Annotated in this window: 17 protein-coding genes; 3 read left to right on the top strand and 14 right to left on the bottom strand. The window is 69.4% G+C overall.

The genetic code is table 11. The annotated features are described in order from the left end of the window. Positions 1-70 precede the first annotated feature (70 nt). The gene (locus ACLQ27_RS06155; protein WP_357492894.1) at positions 71-1375 is read right to left on the bottom strand and encodes an ABC transporter substrate-binding protein; all 1305 of its coding nucleotides are present in this window, start codon (positions 1373-1375) and stop codon (positions 71-73) included. Then, a complete protein-coding gene (locus ACLQ27_RS06160) occupies positions 1372-3411 on the bottom strand; it encodes a DUF2264 domain-containing protein (protein ID WP_357492896.1) in 2040 nt (679 codons plus the stop codon). Before ACLQ27_RS06160 ends, ACLQ27_RS06155 begins: the two co-directional genes overlap by 4 nt. Positions 3412-3803: 392 nt before the next feature. Here ACLQ27_RS06160 and ACLQ27_RS06165 point away from each other — a divergent pair, with 392 nt between their 5' ends. Both ACLQ27_RS06165 and ACLQ27_RS06170 read left to right on the top strand, forming a co-directional pair. Then, positions 3804-4943 (top strand): substrate-binding domain-containing protein, encoded by a 1140-nt coding sequence (locus ACLQ27_RS06165; RefSeq protein ID WP_357492898.1) that lies wholly within the window; start codon positions 3804-3806, stop codon positions 4941-4943. 480 nt (positions 4944-5423) lie between these two features. Next, positions 5424-6833, top strand: coding sequence for a ricin-type beta-trefoil lectin domain protein (locus tag ACLQ27_RS06170; RefSeq protein ID WP_425865878.1), 1410 nt, complete (start codon positions 5424-5426; stop codon positions 6831-6833). A 76-nt stretch (positions 6834-6909) separates the two neighbouring features. Here the strand turns inward: ACLQ27_RS06170 and ACLQ27_RS06175 are convergent, their stop codons facing one another. The 7 genes from ACLQ27_RS06175 to ACLQ27_RS06205 all read right to left on the bottom strand — a co-directional run bounded on the left by ACLQ27_RS06175 (position 6910) and on the right by ACLQ27_RS06205 (position 16490). Next, positions 6910-7923 carry a LacI family DNA-binding transcriptional regulator gene (locus ACLQ27_RS06175; RefSeq protein WP_357492902.1) on the bottom strand — a complete coding sequence of 338 codons (1014 nt, stop codon included), beginning with the start codon at positions 7921-7923 and terminating at the stop codon, positions 6910-6912. Between the two features lie 76 nt (positions 7924-7999). Continuing rightward, the gene (locus ACLQ27_RS06180) at positions 8000-9727 is read right to left on the bottom strand and encodes an IlvD/Edd family dehydratase (protein WP_357492904.1); all 1728 of its coding nucleotides are present in this window, start codon (positions 9725-9727) and stop codon (positions 8000-8002) included. A gap of 49 nt (positions 9728-9776) precedes the next feature. Then, positions 9777-10661, bottom strand: a complete 885-nt coding sequence (locus ACLQ27_RS06185) for a carbohydrate ABC transporter permease (RefSeq protein ID WP_234581062.1) — start codon at positions 10659-10661, stop codon at positions 9777-9779. Next, complete coding sequence (locus tag ACLQ27_RS06190) at positions 10662-11603, bottom strand: carbohydrate ABC transporter permease (protein WP_357492906.1); 942 nt, start codon at positions 11601-11603, stop codon at positions 10662-10664. Positions 11604-11672: 69 nt separating this feature from the next. Further along, positions 11673-13013, bottom strand: a complete 1341-nt coding sequence (locus tag ACLQ27_RS06195) for an ABC transporter substrate-binding protein (protein ID WP_357492908.1) — start codon at positions 13011-13013, stop codon at positions 11673-11675. Positions 13014-13117: 104 nt separating this feature from the next. Further along, positions 13118-15295 (bottom strand): alpha/beta hydrolase, encoded by a 2178-nt coding sequence (locus tag ACLQ27_RS06200; protein ID WP_425865879.1) that lies wholly within the window; start codon positions 15293-15295, stop codon positions 13118-13120. A 172-nt stretch (positions 15296-15467) separates the two neighbouring features. Beyond that, entirely contained in the window at positions 15468-16490 is a 1023-nt protein-coding gene (locus ACLQ27_RS06205; protein WP_357492912.1) for a LacI family DNA-binding transcriptional regulator, read from the bottom strand. A 685-nt stretch (positions 16491-17175) separates the two neighbouring features. Here ACLQ27_RS06205 and ACLQ27_RS06210 point away from each other — a divergent pair. Next, on the top strand, positions 17176-18699 hold the full coding sequence (locus ACLQ27_RS06210) for an alpha-N-arabinofuranosidase (protein WP_425865880.1): 1524 nt from the start codon (positions 17176-17178) through the stop codon (positions 18697-18699). 255 nt (positions 18700-18954) lie between these two features. On the opposite strand, the gene ACLQ27_RS06215 is transcribed toward ACLQ27_RS06210, so the two are convergent. From ACLQ27_RS06215 to ACLQ27_RS06235, 5 genes are read right to left on the bottom strand one after another with little or no spacing between them, the layout of a single operon-like run. Further along, positions 18955-20472, bottom strand: a complete 1518-nt coding sequence (locus tag ACLQ27_RS06215; RefSeq protein WP_357492916.1) for an aldehyde dehydrogenase family protein — start codon at positions 20470-20472, stop codon at positions 18955-18957. After that, positions 20469-21677, bottom strand: coding sequence for a fumarylacetoacetate hydrolase family protein (locus ACLQ27_RS06220; protein WP_425865881.1), 1209 nt, complete (start codon positions 21675-21677; stop codon positions 20469-20471). The genes ACLQ27_RS06215 and ACLQ27_RS06220 overlap by 4 nt, the downstream gene beginning before the upstream one ends. Next, positions 21674-22855: a mandelate racemase/muconate lactonizing enzyme family protein gene (locus ACLQ27_RS06225; protein WP_357492920.1), complete on the bottom strand. Its 1182-nt coding sequence runs from the start codon at positions 22853-22855 to the stop codon at positions 21674-21676. Before ACLQ27_RS06225 ends, ACLQ27_RS06220 begins: the two co-directional genes overlap by 4 nt. Positions 22856-22863: 8 nt before the next feature. After that, the gene (locus tag ACLQ27_RS06230) at positions 22864-23694 is read right to left on the bottom strand and encodes a carbohydrate ABC transporter permease (RefSeq protein ID WP_357492922.1); all 831 of its coding nucleotides are present in this window, start codon (positions 23692-23694) and stop codon (positions 22864-22866) included. After that, positions 23691-24644 carry a carbohydrate ABC transporter permease gene (locus ACLQ27_RS06235; protein ID WP_357492924.1) on the bottom strand — a complete coding sequence of 318 codons (954 nt, stop codon included), beginning with the start codon at positions 24642-24644 and terminating at the stop codon, positions 23691-23693. The genes ACLQ27_RS06230 and ACLQ27_RS06235 overlap by 4 nt, the downstream gene beginning before the upstream one ends. Positions 24645-24712 lie beyond the last annotated feature (68 nt).

Raw genomic sequence — 24712 nt, forward strand, 5'->3', positions numbered from 1 at the left:
TCTCCGGGAGCGTTCGGCTCGGCGGCGGATCCGGCGCGCGGCGAAGGCGCGCGCCGGACCCGCCATCAGCTCACTGGTTGAGGACCTCGTTCTTGGCACGGGTCTGCGCCTTGCTCAGTTCCGCGTCGACGCCCTTGCCGTCGGAGAGGATCGCCGAGTGCGTCTCGTTGAGGAGGTTCTGCAGGCCGGCGGTGTGCTTCGACACCGGGTTCTCCGGCTTGACGGTGTGCTTCGCGTAGGCGAACTTCGACAGGTCGTCCTGCGGTACGCCGTCCAGCCCGAACAGCGTCGCGGTGACCGCGTCGGTGACCTGGGCCGGGGTGATGCCGATCCCGGCCAGCGCCTTTGCGGCGTCCGGGCCGCCCGCGTAGCGGAGGAAGGCCTTGGCCGCGGCGACCTTCGACTTGCTGATCTTCGGGTTGATCCCCAGGCCAGTCGGGTCGCCGAAGGTGACAGGAGTGGCGGAGGTGCCGGTGGTGGACTTGTCGAACTGCGGCGCCGGTGCCATGCCCCACCCGAACGTGTCGGCGTCTCCGCTCTTGCGCTGGTTGAGCAGCGTGGCCACGTACCAGGTGCCCATCAGCAGCATCGCCGACTGCTGCTTGCCGAACTGCGCCTGGTAGGTGAGTTTGTTGGTCTTCGCCGTGCCGAAGGTCGGCTGCGCGCCGGCCGCCTGCAGGTCCAGTGACCGCTCGTAGTACGGCTTCAGGTAGCCGAAGTCCCCGGAGAGCAGATCCGCGTTGGGGGTCTGGGCGAGCGCGAATCCCTGCACTGTCGACTGGAAGGTGTGCTGGTACGCGCCCGTCGCGTTCGAGCCGGCCCCCTTCAGCCCGGTGTGCAGCCGCTTCGCCGCGTCGGTGTAGTCGTCCCAGGTCCAGCTGCCGTCCGGCGGGGCCACCTTCGCCTTCGCGAACAGGTCCTTGTTGTAGAACAGCACCCACGAGTCCTGCCGGTACGGCACCGCGTACGCCTTGCCGTCCACCTGGTACGGCGTGAGCGCCGGGCTCGAGCCGAGACCGGAGGTGACGTCGGAGACGTCGAGCAGCTGACCACCGCTCTGGTACGTGTAGAAGTTCTTGAGGGTCTTCATGACGTAGACGTCCGGGGCGGTGCCGGCGGCCAGGTCCGTGATCATCTGGGTGTCGTAGTCGTTGCCTGCGGCGTACTCCTTGAGCTGCACCGTCACGTTCGGGTGGGTTGCCTTGAAGCCGTCGGCGAGCGTCTTGAACTCGGGCGTGGACGACAGGGTCCAGCCGGCCAGGGTGATGGTCACCGGGGCATTGGGGTCGACCGGCTCGTCTCCGCCGCCGCAACCGGCGAGAACAAGCGTCAGGGCCGTCGCAGCGCTGATGACGGCGGGTATCGCACGCTTCATCCCTTTCTCCTTAGGTCAGGGGCCCGGTCGGGCCCGCACTGCAACCAGGCCGCGTGGCTGGGCCTGGGGTGCTCCGTGTCCAGATGGGTCGACGTGCTGATCCCGTCGGGCCAGTCCACCGCCAGGTGGAGGCCCCGCGCGTCCTCGGTGATCACGGCCTGGCAGGCCTGCCCGACCCGGGACGCCGGCACCGTGGACAACTCGAGGAGGGCCGCGGCCCATGCGCCCGGCCGGACGGGGTGCTCCAGCCAGGGCACGACCAGCCCGCCGGCCAGGGGCCCGCCGTGCGCAAGGGTGGTGGCGCCGGCGGTTCCGCCGCCGTGCACGCTCTCGAGCCGACTGGTCAGGCCGGCGCCGGTCACGGCCGCCGCGTCGCCGCGAAGGGTTGCCGTCGCGTCCCCGGCAATGGCCCAGCCGCCGATCCGTAGCCGCAGCGCATCGGCCTCGATGCCGTCGGCGAGGTCGTCGACGCGGGTCAGACGCAGCTCCCAGGGGCCACGGACCACCGAGTACACGGTGAGGTGCCCGGCCGGTCGGGACCGGCCCGCCCGGCCGCCGCCATGATCGCGTTGGCCCGGGTCCGGGTCGACCCAGCGGGCGAGGCCACGTGACCCGGCCACGCCCACGCCGTCGGTGTCGACGTGCACGGTCAGCAGGCGCATTCCGGCGCGGTGGGTGGCCCGGCCCGCGCCGTCGACGAGAGTGACGGACTGGTCGAGTGGGCTGGCCCAGCCGCTGTCGTCGAGGACGGGGCTGGTGGCGGTGGAGTAGCCCAGTCGCGCGTAGAGCGGGGAGTCTCCGACAGTGGCGCCCTCTACGGCGTGGTCGGTGCCGTGGTTGACGACACGGACGATGCCGTCGGCACGGGTGCCGGAGACCAACCAGCCTGGCGCGCGCACCGCCCGCACCGCGTCCCGCTCCTCGACGGGCAGCGGCTCCTCGGGAGCTGTCCACACCGGATGTTCGGCGGGTAGCGCGATGCCGAGCAGGCCCTTGCTGGCCCAGTACGGCGAGCCCGGTCCGGAGTAGGACTGCGCCAGTCTCGGCCACGACCGGTGCCAGCCGGTGGTGAGCAGTCCTCGTTCGTCCGGGGCCCCGTTGGCGACGAAGTGGCGCACGATGCGGGTGGCCGCGCCACGCAACTGGCCGAGGCTGACCGAGGGCACGCCGGCGATCGCACCGACCCAGAACGGCGCCGCCGCGGCGAAGCGGTAGATCAGGCTTCGCCCCTGGATCAGCGGCGACCCGTCGGCGCCCACGAGCGCGACCGCGTCGCTCAGGAAGCGGTCGAGGCTGGCCAGGTCCCGATCGCGACGCTGCTCGGCCAGGTCCGCAGCGCCGGCCATCCGGGCCCACAGCGTCGGATACAGGTGCAGGGCCCAGCCCACATAGTGGTCGTACGCGCGGTGTGGCCCGTCGGACATCCAGCCGTCCCGGCGGGCGAAGCCGTCGTGCGTGCTCAGGTCCGCGGCCATCTCGTCGAGCGAGTGCGGCCCACCCACCGAACGCAGGAACGTCTGTACGACCAGCCGGAACCAGACCCAGTTGATCTGTGGATACGTGTCGTCGCCGACCGCCGGGCGCAGGTAGTCGACCACCCGCTCGTGCACCGCGGACGGCAGCCGGTCCCAGATCCACGGGCGGGTCAGGTCCAGGACCAGCGCGATGGAGGCGGCTTCCACCTTCGCCTGGGGGTGCTCGTCCAGGCGCACCCAGCGGTCCGGGGAGCCCGGATCGGTGCCGGCGGCGATGCCGGCCGCGTACCTGTCGACGAGCTCGTCCATGCCCACTCCCCTGGCCCCCGCGATGCGGAAGCCGGCCAGGAGGAAGGTGCGGGCGAAACCCTCGAGGCCGTCAACGGCCCGCCCGTAACCGCCCTCCGGCCCGGGAAGGTTGACGAGGGCGTGGCCGGGCGACGCGAACGGCCGGACCGCGGCGAGCATCCGGTCGGCCAGGCCCAGCCAGTCGTCCCGGCTCCAGGTCGCGGCCTCCGAGGCCGTCCCCGGCGTTGACCGGCCGGCCGTCCCGGACGTCATCCCAGATCCTGTCGCATCGATCCGTCTCCGTGGAATGTGGCGAGCGAGGGCGTTGCCAGGAATGTGACGCCCCGGCATCCGTAGGGTTTCCGAAGTAAAACGCTCACATCAGATCAAGTCAATGCTGTTCTCAAACCAGACGAACACATACGATCAAAAAGGCACACACCGTCACCGGGGTCGGCCTGGGCCGGAGCTACCAACATTTGCCCTCAATGTGGACAGAAAGCTCCCATTGGAGATCGTTCCACCGCCTGCGGCCCGGGCAACCCTGCCCGCACACTGATCCATCACCACTCTGGACGCCATAACCGCTCTGATACGATCACAATCGATCACAGCCGCTCGGGTCGACGGCGGGTCACGACCGTCGCGTTCCTCGGAGGTCCCCCATGACCAAGGACAGTCCTGTCATCGCCACGGCGGAGGCTTCCCGCGCACCGCTTCAGGTCGCCCGCCGCCAGCAACTGTTGGCAGCGCTGCAACGCGACGGCTCGATGCGCATCTCCGACCTGTCGCACGTGCTGGGCGCCGCGCCGGTCACCATCCGGCGCGACATCGCGGAACTCGCCGCCGAAGGGTTGGTTCGCCGGGTCCACGGCGGGGTCGCCCTGATCCTGCCGGACGACGTCCCGGCACCCGACGAACCGCCCGCCGCAGCTCGGAACCCGCTCGTCGGACGCGTGCTCGGCATGCTGGTGCCCTCATTGGACTACTACTGGCCGGACGTGGCGCGCGGCGTCGAGGGCGCCGCCCGCGAGCTGGACATGCGTGTGGTGCTCCGCGGCTCCTCGTACGACACCGAGGACGACCAGCCGCAACTGGCCCGCCTGGTGGAGCGGATGGACGTGGACGCGCTGATCATCGCGCCGAGCATGGACTCGCCGACCGCCGAGCGCACCATCGAGTGGCTCGACCAGGTCGGCGTCCCGGTCGTCCTGCTGGAACGCACCGCCACGGTGGGCAGTCATCACGCCGTCCTGGAGTCGGTGGTCACCGACCATGCGCTCGGCGCGGCCATGGCCGTACGCCACCTCACCTCGCTCGGTCACCGCAAGGTCGGCCTGGTGCTCGACGCCAACAGCCCCACCAGCCAGCACGTGCGGCGTGGCTGGCTCGACGCCACCACCGAGTGCGGCCTCGATTCGGACGCGACGGTGGTGGCCGTGGTGCCCGACACGCGGTCACCGGAGCGGGACACGGTGCTCGACGACGTGCTCGACCAGTGCCAGGCGACCGGGACGACGGCACTGCTGGTGCACGCCGACGCCGAGGCGATCGCGCTGGTGCAGCGCTGCGAGGAGCGGCACCTGTCCGTTCCCGGCGACCTCTCCATCGTGGCGTACGACGACGAGATCGCCGGGCTCTTCAGCCCGCCGCTGACCGCGGTCCGACCGCCGCGACGCTCGATCGGCCGGGCTGCCGTACGCCTCGTCGCCGACCGGCTCGCCGACCCCGACCGCCCCACCCACCGGATCGTCATCAGCCCGTCGCTGCGGGTCCGGGGGTCGACCGCGCCACCACCCGCGTAGGGGCTCTTCGCGTTCCCGCCTCGGGAACGTTCAGCCGGTCGAAGACGCGCCGCTCGGGTCAGGTCCCGAGCGGCGCGTCGTGTTGGGACCCGGCGGGGGCCGCGCGCCGCTCGATTGACCCGTAACAGGCCCGAAACTACCGGTTGAAAATCCTGGAACATTCTGCGAGCCTGAGAGCCATCGATCGCTGTGAACGTTAACATGATCCACTCAGCTCTGGAGGCCCGAGCGTGACCGTCGAGCCCACCCCCAGCGGATCAGCATGATTTCCCGGAACCGTCCCCCCGGGCGTACCGAATCCGGACGCCCACTGTTTCCGGAACAGCCGCGATAGTTGCCGCTCTGATTGCGTCGCTGCTGGCCAGTCTCAGCTCCCGCGGCGACTACGGCCTGCTGCCGTACCGGGCGGGTCGGCTGACGCTGCAACGCCGACGATCGGACAGCGTCGGGGCACTCATCCACCACCAGGAGGTACCGACAGTGCGAGGACCCGCAGACCACCCCCCGCCCCCGGGTGACACCCATGCCGACCGAACGTCCCCGCGTTCGCGCGGACGGCTCCTCAAGCTCGCCGCGGCCGGGATCGCCGCAGCGGTCGGGCTGCTCACCATCACCGTGGCGACGGGGTCGGCATCGGCCGCCGACAACCCGTACCAGCGCGGCCCGGACCCCACCGCGGCCAGCGTCACCGCAGTGAACGGCCCCTTCGCGAACACGTCGGTAAGCGTCCCGACCGGGTACGGCTTCAACGGTGGCCGGATCTACTACCCGACCGACACCAGCCAGGGCACCTTCGGGGCCATCGCGATCTCCCCGGGTTACACCGCGTTGTTCTCCGCCGAACTGGCCTGGATGGGCCCGTGGCTGGCCTCCCACGGCTTCGTCGTGATCGGCATCGAGACCAACAGCCGCAACGACTTCGACACGGCCCGCGGCACCCAGTTGCTCGCCGCGCTGGACTACCTGACGCAGCAGAGCCCGGTACGCGACCGGGTCGACCCCAACCGGTTGGCGGTCGCAGGCCACTCCATGGGCGGCGGCGGGGCGCTGAGCGCAGCCACCAGGCGTCCGTCGCTGAAGGCGGTCGTCGGCATCGCGCCGTACTCGCCGTCGTCGAACCTGGCCAACGACCGGGTGCCCACCATGATCTTCGCCGGCCAGGCGGACACGGTGGTCACCCCGTCCTACGCCACCGGCCTGTACAACAGCCTCCCGACCACGACCGAGAGCACGTACCTGGAGGTCGCCGGCGCGGACCACGGGTTCATGGTCGGACGGTCGAACCCCGTGCTGGTCCGGACCATGCTGCCGTTCGTCAAGATGTTCCTCGACAACGACGCCCGGTACAGCCAGTTCCTCTGCCCGCTGCTGGACAACAGCGGCGTGGTCACCTACCGCAGCACCTGCCCGCTGCTGCCGTCGACGCCGACCAGCCCGACGCCGACCACCACCCCGACGAGCACCCCGACACCGGCGCCCACCGTCACACCCACCACACCGCCCGGCTCGGCCAGCCAGATCGTCGGCACGCAGTCCGGCCGGTGCGTCGACGTGCCCAACGCCTCGCGCACCAATGGCACGCGGGTGCACCTCTGGGACTGCAACAGGCAGACCAACCAGGCGTGGACCTACACCGCCAACAAACAACTACAGGTGTACGGCACCATGTGCCTGGACGCGGCGGGCACCGGTAACGGCGCGGCCGTGCAGATCTACAGCTGCCACGGCCAGACCAACCAGCAGTGGAACGTCAACTCCAACGGCACCATCAGCAGCGTCCAGTCCGGACGATGCCTGGACGTCTGGAGCACCGCCAACGGCGCCCAGGTCCAGCTCTACGACTGCCACGGCCAGACCAACCAGCAGTTCCGGCTCACCGCCCTGAACTAATGATCACGGTTGGACCGAACCGGGCGGGCTCGGCGTCACGCCGAGCCCGCTCGGGCGGGCGGCGGGTCACAGTCGCTCACGTGCCGCTCAGCGGCGCTGTGCTCGCACGCACCACGAGCTTGGGGACGACCAACGGCAGTGGCTGCGGCGCCGTGTCGTCGATGGCCTGGGTGACGGCAGTGATGGCCCGTTGACCTACCGCGCCGAAATCCTGCTGGATCGTGGTCAGCGGCGGAATCAGGTACGCCGCCTCGGGGACGTCGTCGAATCCGACGACGGAGATGTCCTCGGGCACTCGCCGTCCCCGTTCGTGCAGCGCGCGCAGCACCCCGATGGCCATCTGGTCGTTGGCGGCGAAGACCGCGGTGGTCCCGGGCATCTCGCAGATCCGCAGTCCGGCGACATAGCCGCTGTGGGCCATCCAGTCACCCTGGACCGGCTCGGGCGGGCGTAGGCCCGCCGCACTCATCGCCGCACGCCAGCCGTCGCGGCGGGCGCGAGCCTCCGCCCAGTTGAGCGGACCTGACACATGCACGATCTCCTGGTGCCCGAGGCCGAGCAGGTGGTCGGTCGCCATCCGGGCGCCGAGCACCTGGTCGACGCCGACGGTGACGCTGGCCCTGGACAGATCGCCCTCCACGACCACGAAGGGGACACCGGATCGGGTCATCCGCACCACCTCGAGAGCCTCGTCGTTGCCGGCGATCATCACGACGCCCTCCACGCCGACGCGCATGAGGTGTTCGGTGGCGTCGCTGAGCGCGCGTACCGTCACCTCCGAGAGGCTCACCGAGGTGGCGAAGTAGCCGGCGGCGCGGGCGGCATCCTCGACGCTGCGGTGAATACTCGTCGGACCGAACAGCGTCCTGGCCGTACCGATGATGCCGATCATCCCGGAGCGTCCGCGAACCAGCGCGCGGGCTGCGGTGTTGGGGCGGTAGTCGAGCCGTCGGATGGCCTCGAGAACCCGCTCCCGCGTCTCGCGCCTGATGGCGGGTGCCCCGTTGATGACCCGGGACACCGTCTGGTGCGACACGCCCGCCAGCCGGGCGACGTCCGCCATCACCGGTGGCCGATGGGCGGCGGTCACCGCTTTCTCCGTGTGAACTCGCACTGGCGGGCCGTCCGTTCTTCCATGAGTCGTTTCCTCGTACGTTCCGGGGCCGTCAGTGTGAGTGACGGGGCACTGCGCTGCCACTGCCACCGACGAGGAAGTCGAGGTCCGCGCCGCTGTCGGCCTGCAGAACATGCTCGCTGTACAGCCGCGTCCACCCTCGATCGGCCACCGGCGGTGGCGGTTCCCAGGCGGCACGGCGTTCGGCGAGTTCGGCATCGTCGACCAGGAGGTCCAGGCGACGCGTGGTGACGTCGACGTGGACCAGGTCGCCGGTGCGTACCAGCGCGAGAGGCCCGCCCACGGAGGCCTCCGGCGCCACGTGCAGGACGCACGTGCCGTAGCCGGTGCCGCTCATGCGGGCGTCCGAGATCCGCACCATGTCCGTGATGCCGTCGGCGAGCAACCGGCGGGGCATGGGCACGTTCCCCACCTCCGGGAAGCCCGGGTAGCCACGTGGGCCGGCATTGCGCACGACGATCACCGTGTCGGCTGTGACGTCGAGGTCCGGGTCGTCGGCGGCGACGACGTACTCCTCGATCCGGTCGAAGACGAGCGCCGGGCCGGTGTGCGTGAGGAGGTGGGCCGAGGCCGCGGAGACCTTCAGCACCGCCCCGGACGGCGCGAGCGACCCGCGCAGCACGACGGTCCCCGAACCGGCGGCCTGGAACGGCTCCTCCATGGTGGCGATGACGTCCCGGTTCCAGCACTGCGCGCCGTCGACGTTCTCCGCCACGCTCCTGCCACTGACGGTGATGTGGTTCGTGTGCAGCAGCGGCGCGAGCTCCTTCATCACCACCGGAAGGCCCCCCGCGTAGGCGAAGTCCTCCATCAGGTACGCCCCGGACGGCATCAGGTTGACCAGCAGCGGCACGTCTGCGGTGAGGGTGTCGAAGTCCTCCAACGACAGGGGCACGCCGAGGCGGCCGGCGATCGCGAGCAGGTGCACGACGGCGTTGGTGGAGCCACCGATCGCGGCGTTGACCCGGATCGCGTTCTCGAACGCCTCCCGGGTGAGCACCGAGGACAGCCGCTGGTCCTCGCCGACCATGGCGACGATCCGGCGGCCTGCGGCCTGGGCGAGCGCGTACCGCCGGGAGTCGACTGCCGGCACGGCGGCGGCCCCCGGCAGTTGCACGCCCAGCGCCTCGGTCACGCACGCCATCGTGGAGGCGGTGCCCATTGTCATGCAGTGGCCCCGGCTGCGGGACATGCCGACCTCCGCCTCGGCGCAGTCCGCGGCGGTCATCCGGCCGGCCCGCATCTCCTCCGTGAAGCGCCAGACGACGGTGCCCGAGCCGATGTCCTGACCGCGGAACTTGCCGTTGAGCATCGGCCCGCCGGTCATCATCAGCGTCGGCAGGTCGACGCTCGCCGCCCCCATCAGCAGGCCCGGAGTGGTCTTGTCGCAGCCGGAGAGGAGGACCACCCCGTCGAGCGGGTTGGCGCGGACCGACTCCTCCAACTCCATCGCCAGCAGGTTGCGGTAGAGCATGGTGGTGGGTCGCATGAGCGGCTCACCCAGGCTCATCGCGGGGAATTCCAGCGGCAGACCGCCGCTCTCCCACACGCCCCGCTTCACCGATTCGGCCAGGTCGCGCAGGTGGGCGTTGCAGGGCGTCAGCTCCGACCAGGTGGTGGCGATGCCGATCACCGGGCGACCGTCGAAGACGTCGTCCGCGAAACCCTGGTTGCGCATCCAGGACCGATGGATGAACCCGTTACGGCCTTCCGCGCCGAACCACTGCCCGCTACGCAGCGCTCGATCCGTCGTCGACATCAGCACACCTTTCTGTTCATCCGCCCGGGCTCCTGGTGGGAAGGGCGGCCTACCGGAGGCCTCCGACGGACAGTCCGCCGCGCCAGTGTCGTTGCAGGCTGAAGAACGCGATGACCAGTGGGATCACGGACACGAGCGAGCCCAGGATGATGAGGCTCCACAGCGAGGTGCCTCCCGAGTTGTTCGCCGACGCGATCCCCTGCCAGAGGCCTAGGCCGACGGTGACCGGGAAGAGCCGGTTGTCCGAGAGCATGGCCAGGGGCAGGAAGTAGTTGTTCCAGGACGCCACAGCCGACAGGAGCAGCACGGTGACCACCGCGGGGCGCATCAGCGGAAGAGCGATCTGGATGAACGTCCGCACCTCTCCCGCCCCGTCGACCCGCGCCGCGTCCAGGAGTTCGTCCGGCACCGCGTCGCGCGCGTACACGTGCATCAGGTAGACGCCGAACGGGTTGAGCAGCGACGGGAGGATCACCGCCCAGACCGTGTTCGTCATGCCGAGCCGGGAGAACATGATGAAGGTCGGGATGACCAGGGCGGTGGCGGGCACCATCAGCGCGCCGAGCACGACGGCGAAGCTGAAGCGCCGCGCGGCGAACCGGTACTTGGCGAAGCCGTAGCCGGCCATTACCGACAGGACCGTGGCGCCGATTCCGCCGGCGATGGCGTACAGGGTGGAGTTGAGGATCCACCGCAGGTAGATGCCACCGTCGTAGGTGAAGAGCTGCTTGAGGTTGCCGAGGTAGTCGATCTGGTCGGTGAACCAGAGGGTGTTGCCGCCACCGAACAGGCCCGGCGCGTCCTTGGAGCTGTTGACGATGACCCACCAGAACGGCACGAGGAAATAGATCACCAGGAAGCCGAGGAGGATCTGCAGAGGGAGATAGCGCTGCGGGCGGCGAGAGCCTGCGCGGACGCTTGTGTGGTCGGTCATCTACAGGAAGCTCCTCCGCTTGCGGGTGAAGAACAGGAAGGCGTACACGCAGATGAACACGATGCCGCCGAGGGCGAACGAGATCGCGGACCCGTAGTTGAAGTTGGCGAGCGAGAACGCCTGTTGGTACGCGTACATGTTGGGCGTGAAGTCGGAGCCGATCGTGCCCGCGGCGAGGTAGCGCAGGATCTGCGGTTCGTTGAAGAACTGCAGGGTGCCGATGAGCGAGAAGACCAGGATCAGGATCAACGCGGGCGCGATCAGCGGGATCTTGATGCGGGTCGCGATCTGCCATCGTCCGGCGCCGTCCATCCGGGCGGCCTCGTAGAGCGTCGGGTCGACTCCCTGCAACGCCGCGTACAGGATGATCATGTAGTAGCCCGCCCACTGCCAGGTGACGACGTTGAGCAGGCCATAGAAGATCAGGTTGCTGCCCAGGAAGTCGGGCGCGGTGGCGCCGAACAGACCGAAGATGTCGGTGAGCGGGCCGAAGCCCTTGCTGTAGAGGAACCCCCACATCACCGCCCCGATGACGGTGGGGATCGCGTACGGCAGAAAGATCATGAGGCGGGAGAAGCGCGCGAACAGCGTGGTCACCGAGTCCAGGATGAGGGCCATCACGAGCGCGAGGACGATCTGCAGCGGAATGGAGACGAGCGAGAAGCGGATGACGAACCACGCCCCGGACAGGAAGCTCGGGTCGGTGAACGCCTTCACGTAGTTGTCGAAGAGGACGAAGCTGGTGCCGCCGATCAGCTTCTTCTGAAAGAGGCTGAGGTACAGCGCGTACGCCAGCGGCGCGATGAGGAACGCCAGGAAGACGACAGCGAATGGCCCGACGAAGAGCCACCCCATCAGGTGCTCGCGGAGGTGCACCTTGCCACGGATCTTGCGCGTCTCATTCTGGGGACGCCGTGCGCGCTTCTCGGTCAGGAGTGTCATCTTTGGTCTCCGGGACGTGGACGCTGGGGACCGTGGGTGGGCCGGCCGGTGCCGGCCCACCCATCGGTGTCACTGAACGGTGAAGCCCTGTTCCTTGGCGTACTTCGCCACGTCCTCCTGGAGCTTGTCGGCAGCCTGCGACCCGGTGACGGAGCCCTTGATGATCTCGCTGACCTGCTTCGTCATGGCGTCGAGGTAGTACTGACCGAAGGGCGCGTAGGCGACACCCTTGTAGGCCTCGGCGGCGGGAAGGTAGACCTCCTTGTTCGCCTGCTGGCCGTCGAAGAACGCCACCTTCAGGTCGACGAACGCGGGATCCTTGAGCGCCGTGAGGTTCAGCGGGAAGATGATCTGGTTGGTCCAGCCGTCGGTGAGTGACTCCTTGTCGGCGTAGAGCCCGTAGGCGACCTTCGCCGCCAGCTCCGGCTTCTTCGCCTGCTTGGTCACCGAGAAGGCCGACCCACCCCAGTTCACCTGCACCGGGTTGGCCGGATCCCACTGCGGCAGCGGCGCCACCGCGAACTTGCCGGTGTCCTGACCCTTACCGACACCCGCGCCGGTGAGGTAGCCGGGCGCCCAGGCCGCCGAGATGTACGTCGCGTACTTGCCGTTGATCACGCCGGAGATGTACTCCGGGGTGAACTGGTCCTGCGTACCGACCAGGCCCTTGCGGGCGAGCCCGCCCCAGTAGTCGAGCACGTCCTTGGACGCCTGGTCGTTGAGCTTCACCCCGATCGACTTCGGCTGCGCCGGATCGAAGGTGAAGGGCGCGGCGCCCTTCTGAATCTGCAGCGCCATCAGGACCGCCGGGACGTTCGCGCCGAGGTCCCCGAACAGCGGACCACCGGCGTCCTTGACCTTCTGCGCGGCCTGCTCGTACTCGGCCCAGGTCTTCGGCGGACTGATCTTGTACTTGTCGAAGATGTCCTTCCGGTAGATCATGCCCATCGGGCCACCGTCGACCGGAACGCCGTAGACCGCGTCGCCGACCGACACGTCCTTCCAGGCGCCCTCGCCGTAGTTGGCCTTGACCGCGTCGTAGCCGTACTGCTTGATGTCGACGAGCGCGCCCTGGATCTGGAAGGTCGGGATTCGGTCCGCCTCGACCATGATCACGTCGGGAGCGCCGGTGCCCGCCGAGATGGCCGTCTGGAACTTGTCGTACTCGTCGCCGCCCTGCCCGACGTTGGTCCAGCAGACCTGCACGTCGTCGTGCAGCTTGTTGAAGTTGTCGACGACGAGCTGCGTGTTGGGGTACCACCCCCACATCGTCACGACCGGCACGTTCTGCTTGGTGATGGTGTTCGTGCAGTTGCTCGCGTCGCTGCCGCCCTCGTCCGAGGAGCAGGCGACCAGGCCGCTCCCGACCGCGAGCATGGCCACCGTGGCGAGTATGCGACTTCTCTTCATTGAGATGGTTCCCTTCGGTGGTGGCGGTGCACAGGCATCCGTGCGCTGGGCGGGCGCCACCGGGGCAGGAGAACCCTGCTCCCGGTGGCGTCGCCGGGGGGCTCCTAGCGCTTGAACAGACGCGGCGCCAGGTCGATGAGGTTCTTCTGCCACACGTCCCAGCCGTGCGGGCCGGGGGTGACGCCGTCGAACTCGTAGCGGATACCGAGGGTGTTCAGCGTGGTCAGCGAGGCCATGAAGCTCGGGTACACGAAGTCGGTCTGGTCGCCCACGTACAGGCGCAGCATCTTCGTCCCGTTGTTGATCGCGGCCACGTCGACGCCGGTGCCGCTGCCGAACCCGGCCGAGAGGGCCGCCACGTAGGCGAACTCCCCCGGGTAGGCCCGCAGCACGCCCAGCGCCTGCCCGCCGCCCATCGACAGGCCGGCGAGGGCCTGCTGGGACGGATCACTGGAGACGTGGTAGCGGGCCCTGGCCGTCGGCACGATGTTCTCCAACAGCTCCTTGGTGAAGTTCGACGAGTTGCCGTTGCCCATCACCACGACCATGGGCGTGAGGTCGCCGTCGAGGAACTGATGGTCGAGGATCTGCTTGGCGCGTCCCATCTCGACCCAGTCCGTGTAGCTCTGGCCGCTGCCGTGCTGGAGATAGAGGACGGGATACGGCTGTGCCCGGCCCGGGTCGTACCCCGGTGGGGTCCACACCAGCGCGGTGCGGTCCTGCCCCGCCACCGTGCTGGTGTAGGTCATGCTCTCGACCTTCCCGCCCTGGCCGGCGGGGACGTCCGACAGCAGTCGGGCGCCCGGCCCCGGGAGGAGGAAGGTGCTCCACATCGGTTCGGAGGTCACAGTCGTCGGGTTCGAGACGTCCTTGAACGGGACCCGGTCGACGATCAGCCGGTAGTAGTAGAACCAGGGCTTCAGCGGCCCCACTGTCGCCCGCCACCGGTCGCCGTCCCGCGTCATCGGCACGCGCAGCCAGCTGCCGCCCGGCGCGATGTTGGCCCACACCGTGACGTGCTGAGCGTCAGTGAAGTCCGTGGTCGTCTCGAAGGTGACGAACCCGCCCTCGCTGACGAAGGGCGTCGGGGTGGTGCCGGCCGGCGGCGGGTTGAACTCGCGCTTCAACGGCTGGTGACCGGCACTCGGGCCGTGATCCGCCACGTGCCGGAACAGCCGCGGCAGGAAGTCCACCAGGTTCTCCTGCCAGGTGGTCCAGTTCGCGCCGCCGTCCGGGTCGACCCCGTCGAACTCGAACCTGACGTCGGCTCGATCCAATGCCTTCATCAGCCGGTAGGTGGTGTTGTACGCGGGATCGGTGACGTTTCCGGTGTAGAGGCGCAGCAACCTGACGTCGCGGTTGATCGCCTTGGCGTCCCTGCGGTCGATCGCCGGAGCCGCCGTGCCCGAGAACGATCCGACGTAGCCGAACTGGCGTGGCGTGGCGAGCGCTGCCGCCAGCGCCTGCGTGCCCTCCTCGGACACTCCCGCGATGGCCTGGTGCGCGGGATCGCGAAGGACCCGGTAGTGGTCGGCGACCGCCTTGCGCAGATCCTTCAACTCCCGATCGTCCGCGCTGTCGGCGATCACCACCACCATCGGCTGCAGGACGCCGGCCGCCGAGAGATTGTCGAGAATCTGCTTCGTGCGCCCGAGGTCGAGCCAGTCGGTGGCGGCCACACCGTCGCCCGACTCCAGGAACAGCGTGGGGTAGCCCTTCGGTGTCCTGGCCGCGTACCCCGGCGGAGTCCAGACCAGGGCCGAGCGCTGCTCGCCGCGCACCCGGTAGGTCAACGTCCCGACCGCACCGCCGGTGCCGGCTGGGACGTCGGCCAGCCAGCGTGCCGAATCGCCCTCGACCAGGAAGGTGCTCAGGAGCGGGTCGGACGCCACGCTCGTGCCGTTCGTCGGGTCCTTGATGGTTTTGGTGTCGTCGGCGGTGAGCTGGTAGTGGTACAGCCCGGGCTTCAGCGCACCCAGCACACCGGACCACACGTCACCGCGCCGGGTCAGACCGAATTCCGCCCAGGCGGCGGACGGTCCAAAGTTTCCCTCGACGACGACCTGCGAGACAGTGCCCAGCTTCTCCTGGACGTACGCGGCCGGCACGGAGAACGAGGCGTAGCGGTCCGGGGAGACGGCCAGCCACGGCTTGTCCGCCGCTGCCGGTTGCGGCGCGAGGAGCACTGCCGCGGCGGCGATGACGCCTGCGGTGAACGCCGCCGACAGCCGTCGGCGTACGCCCGGGCGGCGTAAGCGCCCGTGATACTGTTCGGTAGTCACACTCCACTCCCTTCAAGGTGCCGGCAGCGGATGCGACCCGACTGACCGGCGCAACTCAACGGTGGATCTGACCGTGTGTGCTTCGTGCACCTCCTTCAGGCTGCTCCCACGGGCACACCTGACCTGCTCGCCCGGTCGGGAGCGATCAGGCTCGGGCACCCGTTGGCGGATGTCATTGTCGTGCCGCGCTCTTCGGTGCTGCGGTCGAGCTGCGGACCACGAGGCTGGTCGGTAGCACTAGCTGGTTCGGTTCGTCCCACTCGCCCGTCACCAGTGACTTGAGCATCCGCGCGGCCTCGTAGCCGAGCTGATACATCGACTGGTCCACTGTGGTCAGACCCGGCTCGGTCGACGCCGACTCGGGGATGTTGTCGAACCCGACGACGGACAGGTCCCCCGGGACGGAGAGCCCCAGCTCCCTGGCGACCTCCAGGACCTTGAGAGCCATCCCGTCGCTCGCCGCGAAGATCGCCGACGGCGGATCCGCTCGGCGCAGCAGCGCTCGCGCCAACGGAGTTGCGGACTCGGGGTTGAAATCCCCCCTGCCGATCAACGTCGGGTCGACCGGGACGCCGGCCTCGGCCAGCGCCGCCCGGTAGCCCTCCTCCCGCGACCACGCCGAGGCCAGACTGTCGCGACCCGCGATGAACCCGATGCGCCGGTGGCCCAGACCGAGCAGGTGCTCGACCGCGGTGGTCGCGCCCACGAGGTTGTCGGCGGTGACCGAGGGCGCCGTCGAGCCCCGTACCGGGTCGATGGCCACGACCGGCGTCCGGCTGCGCACCTCACCCCAGGGCGTGACGACGATGCACCCGTCGGTGAGGGTGCCCGACAGGCGGGTCAGGTGCCGCTGCTCCCAACCCTCCGAGTACGACCCGTAGAGGTCGCTGTTGGCGTAGATGATGAGGTCGAAGCCGGAGCGACTCAGGGCCTTCATGACCCCCTTGAGCACCTCCGCCGTGAACGACTGGAAGCTGTGCGCCACGAGGCCCAGAACGTTAGTGCGGCTGCGTCGGAGGCTCGACGCCACCAGGCTCGACTCGTAGCCGAGCTGCTCGATGGCGGTACGGACCCGAGCGATCGTCCGGGCGCTGACGCCGTAATGCCCGTTGACCACGCGCGAGACGGTGGCTGTGGAAACGCCTGCGACCCGGGCGACATCACTCATTGTTACCGGCGCATTGGCTTCAATCATGCGGCTCTCTCTGGACTGCAATCGTTATCGGTTACGTTTCCAGGATGTTGCCAACGTAACGGACACCGATTACGAACACAAGACCCCTTCGCCCTTTCGCGATGCGCGACCGGGACGTCCTAACGGGATGCTCGCAGGGTGCACTTCCCACTGTGGTAACCGATCGGGAGAACGCGATCGGCTGCCATCACCGGCGGTCGAAGTGGACCGCGATTTCCGCGCCCGCTCCCCCGAACAACGAGACGGCACTCTCCGTCAGGAACCATTCCCGGACGTCGGTGAACGCCCACCGACATGAGGGTCGACGGTCCCCGGGCGGCAGCGCGCCGGGACGGGGCGTGCGGGCACGACAGCCGCACCCGCGGGGGGCGTGTTGCGGAGCCGCCCGGCGCGGACATTGACCACGGGCGCCGTGTTCCCTTGCGCAAACGTGATCGGTAACGTTTACATAGATCGAGAACGTAATCGACGATCATGGCGATGTCCAGAGCTCGCACCTACCCACCACCCCCCGGGTCCCGCCGCCGCGATGCAGGTCTCGACGTCGGGGCCTCGCACGAAGGGAGCCCGCCCTGAACACCCCCCTCGACCATGTGCCGCAGCGCTCGGCCGGCCGCACGACCCCACTCCCCCACCGCGCCGCACCGCCGGTCCAGCACCCACGCGACAAGCAGGGAGGGCAGTCGTGAACACCGCGCGCCTGCTCCTGGACCCCCGTCGACGCGTCGCACCGGTGCCACGACGACTCTTCGGCTCGTTCGTCGAGCACCTGGGCCGCTGCGTCTACACCGGAATCTATGAGCCGGGCCACCCGAGCGCCGACGCGGACGGCTTCCGAGGCGACGTCCTCGCGCTCGTCCGAGAGCTGGGCGTCACCACGGTCCGATACCCGGGCGGCAACTTCGTCTCCTCCTACCGCTGGGAGGACGGCATCGGCCCGGTCGACAAACGACCGGCACGGCTCGACCTCGCCTGGCACAGCCTGGAGACCAACGCGTTCGGGCTGGACGAGTTCATGCGCTGGGTCGGCAAGGCGGGCGTCGACCCGATCATGGCGGTCAACCTCGGCACCCGCGGCACCGCTGAAGCCGTCGACCTGCTGGAGTACGCCAACCACCGCGCGGGGAGCCACCTCGCCGATCAACGCCGCGACAACGGCGCCGTCGACCCGTACGGGATCAGGCTGTGGTGCCTGGGCAACGAGATGGACGGCCCGTGGCAGGTGGGCCAGCGCAGCGCGACCGAGTACGGGCGACTCGCGGCGCAGACCGCGAAGGCGATGCGCCGCTTCGACCCCGATCTCGAACTCGTCGCCTGCGGCTCCTCCTACCTCGGCATGCCGACCTTTGGCAGCTGGGAGCGTGACGTGCTGACCGAGGCGTACGACGACGTCGACCTGATCTCGCTGCACGCCTACTACCAGCCGGTCGACGGCGACCTGCCCAGCTTCCTCGCCTCGGGCGAGGACATGGACAGGTACATCGACGCGGTCACCGCGATCGCCGACTCGGTAGGTGCGATCCGCCGGTCGACCAAGAAGATCATGATCGCGTTCGACGAGTGGAACGTCTGGTACCAGTCGGCCGCGCCGTCCACACCGCCCAGCGGGGAGGACTGGCCGGTCGCGCCGCCCCTGCTGGAGGACCACTACAGCGTGGCCGACGCCGTCGTCGTCGGGGGCCTGCTGATCAGCCTGCTGCGGCACAGCGACCGGGTGACCGCCGCGTGCCAGGCCCAACTGGTCAACGTCATCGCACCGATCATGACCGAACCGGGCGGCCCGGCCTGGCGGCAGACCATCTTCCACCCCTTCGCCCGCACGGCCCGGCACGCCCAGGGCGCCGTCCTCGACGTGCTCCTGGACAGCAGCACGACGAGCACCGACCGCTACGGCGCGGTCAACGCGGTCGACGCGGCCTCCACCTGGGACGACGACACCGGGGAGATGACCGTCTTCCTCGTCAACCGGGTCGTCGACACCGCGGCCGAGGTGACGGTCGAGGTCGCCGGCGCCCAGGTCGGCGGGATCGTCGAGTGCGTCACCGTCGGCGGCGCCGACCTCGACGCCAAGAACACCGCCGACGGTCCGGACCACGCCGAGCCGCGCGCCAACGACACGGTCCGGGGCAGCGGCGCCAGCGTCGAGCTGACTCTCCCGCCCGCGTCCTGGACCATGCTGCGACTCCGTGCCACCGACGTGACGTCGTGAGCCGCCCCGGCCGCGCAACCCTGGCTTTCACCAGGGGTGCGCGGCCGGGACTTCCCCAAAACCAGGAATTGCATTGACGGTCAGGATGGGCCCGGGAATGGGATCCGAAAGCGCCGTCGAAAACAATTCGAGCACGCGTCAGCGACGCCCCGGCGACCGGCGTGCGAATTCGGTGTCGGTTCCGTTTCCGCGCGGAATTCGCGCGCCACCCACGGGTGGCCCACAAAAGCACCCGGGAGAGACCGGCAGGCGCGATTATTCGGCCGCTGGCGCCAACCTCCCGTCGACTCGCCGCGGAATGGCGGTGTACTCGTCGCGCAACTCCTCGGGAAGAACCCAGGCCGGGGCGTCCTGCCACGCCAACGGGCGCAGGAACCGTCGGATCGAGGTGGCGCCCACCGACGTGTGCACGGCGTTCGTCGACGGCCAGGGTCCACCGTGGTGCTGCGCCCACGACACCCGCACACCCGTGGGATAGCCGTCGAAGACGATGCGACCCGCGCGGGCGGCGAGCACGTCGACCAGCCGGCGTACGACATCGGCGTCGTCACCGGAGCCACGATGGACGGAGCCGGTCAGCGACGGGGGCACGGCGCCCAGCGCGGCGTCGAGTTCGGCGGCGTCGTGATACCGGACCACGACCATGAGCGGACCGAAGCACTCGTCGGCGATCTCGGCGGTCAGGCCCGGCAGATCGACCTCCAGGAGCCTCGGTGCGGCGGTGAAGCCCGCGCCGGCGTCGTCCTGGGCCCGTGCCGAGATCCGGGCACCGGCCCGCTCGAACTCCGTGGCCCGGCTCTCGTACGCGTCCCGGATGCGCTCGTTGAGCAGAACCGTGCCGCCCGAGTTGGCCACCTTCGACCGCAGGGCGTCGACCAACTGGTCACCGCCCTGGTCCGCCGGGATGAACGCCAGGCCGGGCTTGGTGCACAGTTGGCCGCCGGAGGCGGTGAAGGAGCCGAAGAGACCCTCGGCGATCCGGTCACCCCGTTCGGCGGCCGCGGCGGGCAGGACGACGATCGGGTTGACGCTGCTCAGTTCGGCGTACAGGGGAATGGGATCGGGTCGTTCGTCGATGGCCGCCTGGATGGCGCGGGCCGCGTTCACCGAGCCGGTCAGGGCGGCCGCGCGGATCGCGGGGTGACGCACCAGCGAGCGGCCCGCCGGCTCCCCGTACACGGTCGCGATGACACCGTCGGGCCCGCCCAGGTCGCGGACGGCCGAGGCGATCGCGGCGGCGGAGGCGTGCGACGTCAACGGGTGCGACGGGTGGGCCTTCAGGACCGTGGGACAGCCGGCGGCCAGCGCGGCGGCCGTGTCACCGCCGGCGACCGAGAAGGCGAACGGGAAGTTGCTGGCACCGAAGACGGCGACCGGCCCGAGGGGTACGAGCATCCGCCGCACGTCCGGGCCGGGTCCGAGCGGTGTGTCGGCGGCGTGGTCGATGGCCGCCTCGACGTACGCCCCGTCGCGCAGCACCTCGCCGAACATCCGGAACTGGACGGCGGCCCGGGTGAGTTCCCCGTCGAGGCGCGCGTGGCTCAGCCCGGTCTCCGCCTCGGCGGCAGCGACCAGATCCACCCGGTGGGCCTCCAGCGACGCGGCGATCGCGTCCAGCAGCTCGGCCCGGCCGAGCCTCCCGAGGTCGGCCAACCACCGCGTCGCCAGGGACGCCTGACCGGTGATCACCTCCAGCCGAGACTCGTCGGTCTCGGTGAGATCCGTCGCGCGACGCCTACCGTCGCGCGGATCGACAGTGCTGACCACGTTCACAGCAGTCCTCTCCTTACCAGATTGCCCATGAGGTCGCGGACGCCGAAGTGCCAGGGCTCGCACTCCTCCGCGTGCCGCACCCGGTTGACCAGGGTCCCGAGTGCCGGGCAGCTGATCCGTACCACGTCGTCGACCTTGTGGGTGAAGCCCTCGCCGGGGCGGTCCCGGTCCTGGATGGGCGCGAACATGGTGCCGAGCATCAGGGCGGCCCCGTCGGGATAGTGGTGGTGCGGGCCGATCAACTGCCGCACCAGCTCCTCCGGGTCGCGCGACATCCGGGTCATCTCCGAGACCGCCTCCAGCAGGAAGCCGTCCTGACCGTGGACCTCCAGACGCACCTCGAGTTCGCGTACCCGATCCATTCCGAACCGGTCGTCGAAGAGCCGGATCAGCGGACCGAGCGCGCAGGAGGCGTTGTTGTCCTTGGCCAGGGGAAGCAGGAGCGCCGAGCGGCCCTCGATGTCGCGCAGGTTCACGTCGTTGCCGAGGGTGGCGCCGACGATCCGGCCGCTGGACTGGACGACGAGCGTGATCTCGGGTTCCGGGTTGTTCCAGGTCGACGCGGCGAGCACGCCTACCGGAACGCCGGTGCCGACGGCGCTGAGGATCTGGCCCTTGGTGAAGATCTCGGCGTCCGGGCCGATCCCCACCTCCAGGTACTGGCTCCACATGCCCTCGGCGACCAGCAGGCTCTTGAGCCGGTCCGCCTCGGCCGAGCCCGCCTCCAGGTTGTGCAGGTCGACACCGATGTCGGCGAACATCCGTTGCCGGATGTCGGCCGCGAGCGCCAGGTCACCCCGCGCCCGTTCCTCGATGACGCGTTCGATCATCGAGATGGGGAAGGTCACGCCGGCGGCCTTGAGCGCCTGGAGGTCCACCGGGGCGAGCAGCCAGGGCCGAGCACGGTCCCGGGTCGCAGCCCCCGTGTTGGCCAGGATCGCCCCGAAGTCGCCCACCCGCGCCCCGTCGAGCCCGGCCACGGTCGCGGCGGGGTCGGGCAGCTCGCAGATGTCCCGTACGGTCGGGAACCGGTGGCTGAGGTCGATGACCTCGCCGTTGCGCACAGCCACGGGCGTGGGACCGTCGACGGACGGATCCCAGATCCGGCCGATCAGAACCGCGTCCGCATCGTCCGGCAACGCCTCGGCGGCGGTCCCGGCCCAGTCCACGCCGGCGGCCCCACCCCGGGGCCGTGGGACCGTCATGATCCGCTCTCCAGGTTGAAGAAGGACCGCTCGTCCCGGGGACGGATGTCGTAGACGGCGTCCTGGAACATCCGCAGCGGGTGCGGTGTGAACGGGTGCTGTTCGATCGCGGCGAGATCGACCTCGATGCCCAGACCGACACCGGTCGGGATGAGGATGTCGCCGTCCGGGGTCAGCACCAGTCGCTCGTTGGTGATCTCCGGACGCCAGGGCACGTCCGTCGCCATGATCTCCAGGTACCGGAAGTTGGGCAGCGTCGCCCCGAGTTGCAGGGTCGCGGCGGTGCTCAGTGGCCCGCTCGGGTTGTGCGGCGCGAAGCCCACGTAGCTGGTCGCGGCGAGGGTCGAGATGAAGGCCAGCTCCGCGATCCCGCCGGCGTGCGTCACATCGGGCTGGACGAAGTCGACAGCCTGGCGGGCCAACGCCGGAGCGAAGCCCTGCCGGCCGTACCACCGCTCCCCAGCCGCGATCGGCACCGGCGACGCGCGGCGGATGTCGACGAGCGCGTCGAGGTTGTCCGGCGGGCAGGGTTCCTCGAACCACACCGGGTCGAACTGGGCGATCTCGTTGGCGACCTTTATCGCGTGGCGGACGTCGAAACGGCCGTGCCCCTCGACGAACAGCTCGACATCGCGGCCCACGGCCCCACGGACGGCGTCGATCTGGGCGAGCACCCGGTCCAGCTGAGCGGTGCTGATGGTGAGGTCGTAGTTCTCGAACGGGTCCCACTTGAGGCCCCGGAAACCGGACTCGACAGTCCTGCGCGCCGCTGCCGCGTAGTCCTCCGGCGTGACGGCCCCGGAGAACCAGCCATTCGCGTACGCCCGGACCCGGTCGCGGGTCGCGCCGCCGAGCAGTCGGGAGACCGGGACGCCGAGCTCGCGCGCCGAGATGTCCCAGAGGGCCATCTCCAGCGAACTCAACGCGGTCATGATGACCGGCCCGCCCCGCCAGTACCAGTCCCGCGCGGTCTCGTAGAGGATCTTCGAGATGCCTGTGGGGTCCAGGCCCACCACCGCCTCGGCCAGCTCGGCGATGGCGCCCTGGACGGCCCGTTCCTTGCCCTCCAGGGTTGCCTCACCGAGCCCGACGATCCCCTCGTCGGTGTGGACGCGCACGATGACGAGATTCGTGCGGTAGAAGTCGACGACAAGCGTGTCGACAGAGGTGATCTTCATAGTTCGGCTCAACCCTTCACCGCGCCGGCGGTCATGCCGGAGACCACGTACTTCTGCACCAACAGGTAGAAGGCGACGGCGGGCAACGTGAACAGGAAGGCAACGGCCATCACCGTCTGGATCGGTGTACCCAGTTCGCCGATGAAGTTCGCGATGCCGACGGAGGCGGGTTGCAGGTCGGGGTTGAAGATGAACGTCACCGCGAACACGTACTCGTTCCAGGCGTGGAAGAAGGCGATGACCGCGGTGGCCGCGATCGACGGCGCGATGAGCGGCACGTTGATGCGGGTCAGGGTGGTGAAGGGCCGTGCGCCGTCGGCACGTGCGGCTTCCTCCAGCTCCTTCGGGATGCCGTCGATGGCGCCCTTGAGGATCAGCGCGACGATCGGCAGGACGAAGGCGGAGTTCACGAGGACGAGGCCGGTCAGCGAGTCGAGCAGTTCGAAGCGGCGGAACAGCGCGAACAGCGGCACCACCATGAGCGCCTCGGGAAGCATCTGCGTGAACAGCAGCACGACTGTCAGCACCGCCTTGCCCCCGAACGAGAACCGGGACAGCGCGTAGCCGAGCGGGATGCCCAGGCCGACGGAGACGACCATGGTGCCCACGGCGATGATCAGGCTGTTCAACAGCCACCCGGCCGCCTTGCCCTCGGCCAACGCGTCCACGAAGACCCCGAACTGGCCGAGGTCGGGCGTGAGCCGGGGCTGATCGGCGAAGAGGTCGCTGTTGCTGGACAGCGCCGTGACGAACATCCAGTACAGCGGGAACACCGCGACACCCAGCACGACGAGCACGGCGACGATCCGTGCGGTGACACCGAAACGGAAGCGCCTCATCGGACGTCCCCCTTCTCCACGGCACGGGCGACCAGGCGGCTGCCGATGACGACGATGAGCGAGATGACGACGCCGACCATTCCGATGGCCGCCGCCGATCCGAGTTCCTTCGAGTCGAACGCCTGCGAGTAGAGGTCGATGACCAGCGTCTCGGTGGCGCCGACCGGCCCACCCTTGGTCATCAGCCAGATCAGCTCGAACCTCCGCAACGACCAGATCGTCATCAGCAGCGCCAGCAGACCCACTGTCGGCTTGATCACCTGCCAGGTGACGGCGCGGAAGGTGGCCCATCGTCCCGCGCCGTCCACGGTCGCGGCCTCGTTGAGATCCTGCGGAACGGACTGCAACGCGGAGAGCAGCACCACCGAGGTGAACGGGAACAGCTGCCAGATCGTCGTCGCGAGCACCGCCGGCAGCGCGTAGCGCGGGCTGTCCAGGATGGCGCCACCGGGCACCCCGAGCCCGACCGCGTCGAGGAAGCGGTTCACGATGCCGTACTGCGCGTTGAGCATCCAGGTGGCGATGAGCGCGACCGCGATGCCGGGGGCGGCCCAGGGGACGGTCACGAGCGCACGCGCCACACCACGTCCCCGGAATTTCCCGTTGAGCAGGAGCGCGACGACGAGCCCGGCGCCGATGGCGACGACCACGCAGGTGATCACGTAGACGACGGTGATCAGCAGCGTACGGTGGAAGTCCGAGTCGCCGAAGACGCGGTTGAAGTTGTCGAGCCCGACCCATTCACTCTGCGTGGGGTTGAGCAGCCTCGTCCTGGTGAAGCTGAGGTACACCTCCTGAACGAGGGGTACCGCCTGGAAGACGAGGATGAACAGGGCGGCGGGCGCCAGGAACAGGTACGGCGTCCACTTGCTGCCCAGCGGGCTGGGCCGACGCCAGGCCCGGGCTGGGGGTGTTGTCTTCGGTGTTCCGGTCTGCTCGACCACAGTCATCGGGTTCGATCCTCCTGAGGAAGGACGCCGCCGGCGCACGAACCGTCGCGCCGGCAGCGTCGCCGCGT

The organism is Micromonospora sp. DT63 (assembly GCF_049841615.1).
GTDB lineage: Bacteria > Actinomycetota > Actinomycetes > Mycobacteriales > Micromonosporaceae > Micromonospora.

What these genes read in the sequence shown, in the direction of transcription:
- ACLQ27_RS06155 (WP_357492894.1), bottom strand. Translation starts at nt 1,375, where the DNA reads ATGAAGCGTGCGATACCCGCCGTCATCAGCGCTGCGACGGCCCTGACG.
- ACLQ27_RS06225 (WP_357492920.1), bottom strand. Translation starts at nt 22,855, where the DNA reads ATGAAGATCACCTCTGTCGACACGCTTGTCGTCGACTTCTACCGCACG.
- ACLQ27_RS06235 (WP_357492924.1), bottom strand. Translation starts at nt 24,644, where the DNA reads ATGACTGTGGTCGAGCAGACCGGAACACCGAAGACAACACCCCCAGCC.
- ACLQ27_RS06165 (WP_357492898.1), top strand. Translation starts at nt 3,804, where the DNA reads ATGACCAAGGACAGTCCTGTCATCGCCACGGCGGAGGCTTCCCGCGCA.
- ACLQ27_RS06205 (WP_357492912.1), bottom strand. Translation starts at nt 16,490, where the DNA reads ATGATTGAAGCCAATGCGCCGGTAACAATGAGTGATGTCGCCCGGGTC.
- ACLQ27_RS06195 (WP_357492908.1), bottom strand. Translation starts at nt 13,013, where the DNA reads ATGAAGAGAAGTCGCATACTCGCCACGGTGGCCATGCTCGCGGTCGGG.
- ACLQ27_RS06185 (WP_234581062.1), bottom strand. Translation starts at nt 10,661, where the DNA reads ATGACCGACCACACAAGCGTCCGCGCAGGCTCTCGCCGCCCGCAGCGC.
- ACLQ27_RS06160 (WP_357492896.1), bottom strand. Translation starts at nt 3,411, where the DNA reads ATGACGTCCGGGACGGCCGGCCGGTCAACGCCGGGGACGGCCTCGGAG.
- ACLQ27_RS06230 (WP_357492922.1), bottom strand. Translation starts at nt 23,694, where the DNA reads ATGAGGCGCTTCCGTTTCGGTGTCACCGCACGGATCGTCGCCGTGCTC.
- ACLQ27_RS06180 (WP_357492904.1), bottom strand. Translation starts at nt 9,727, where the DNA reads ATGTCGACGACGGATCGAGCGCTGCGTAGCGGGCAGTGGTTCGGCGCG.
- ACLQ27_RS06190 (WP_357492906.1), bottom strand. Translation starts at nt 11,603, where the DNA reads ATGACACTCCTGACCGAGAAGCGCGCACGGCGTCCCCAGAATGAGACG.
- ACLQ27_RS06220 (WP_425865881.1), bottom strand. Translation starts at nt 21,677, where the DNA reads ATGACGGTCCCACGGCCCCGGGGTGGGGCCGCCGGCGTGGACTGGGCC.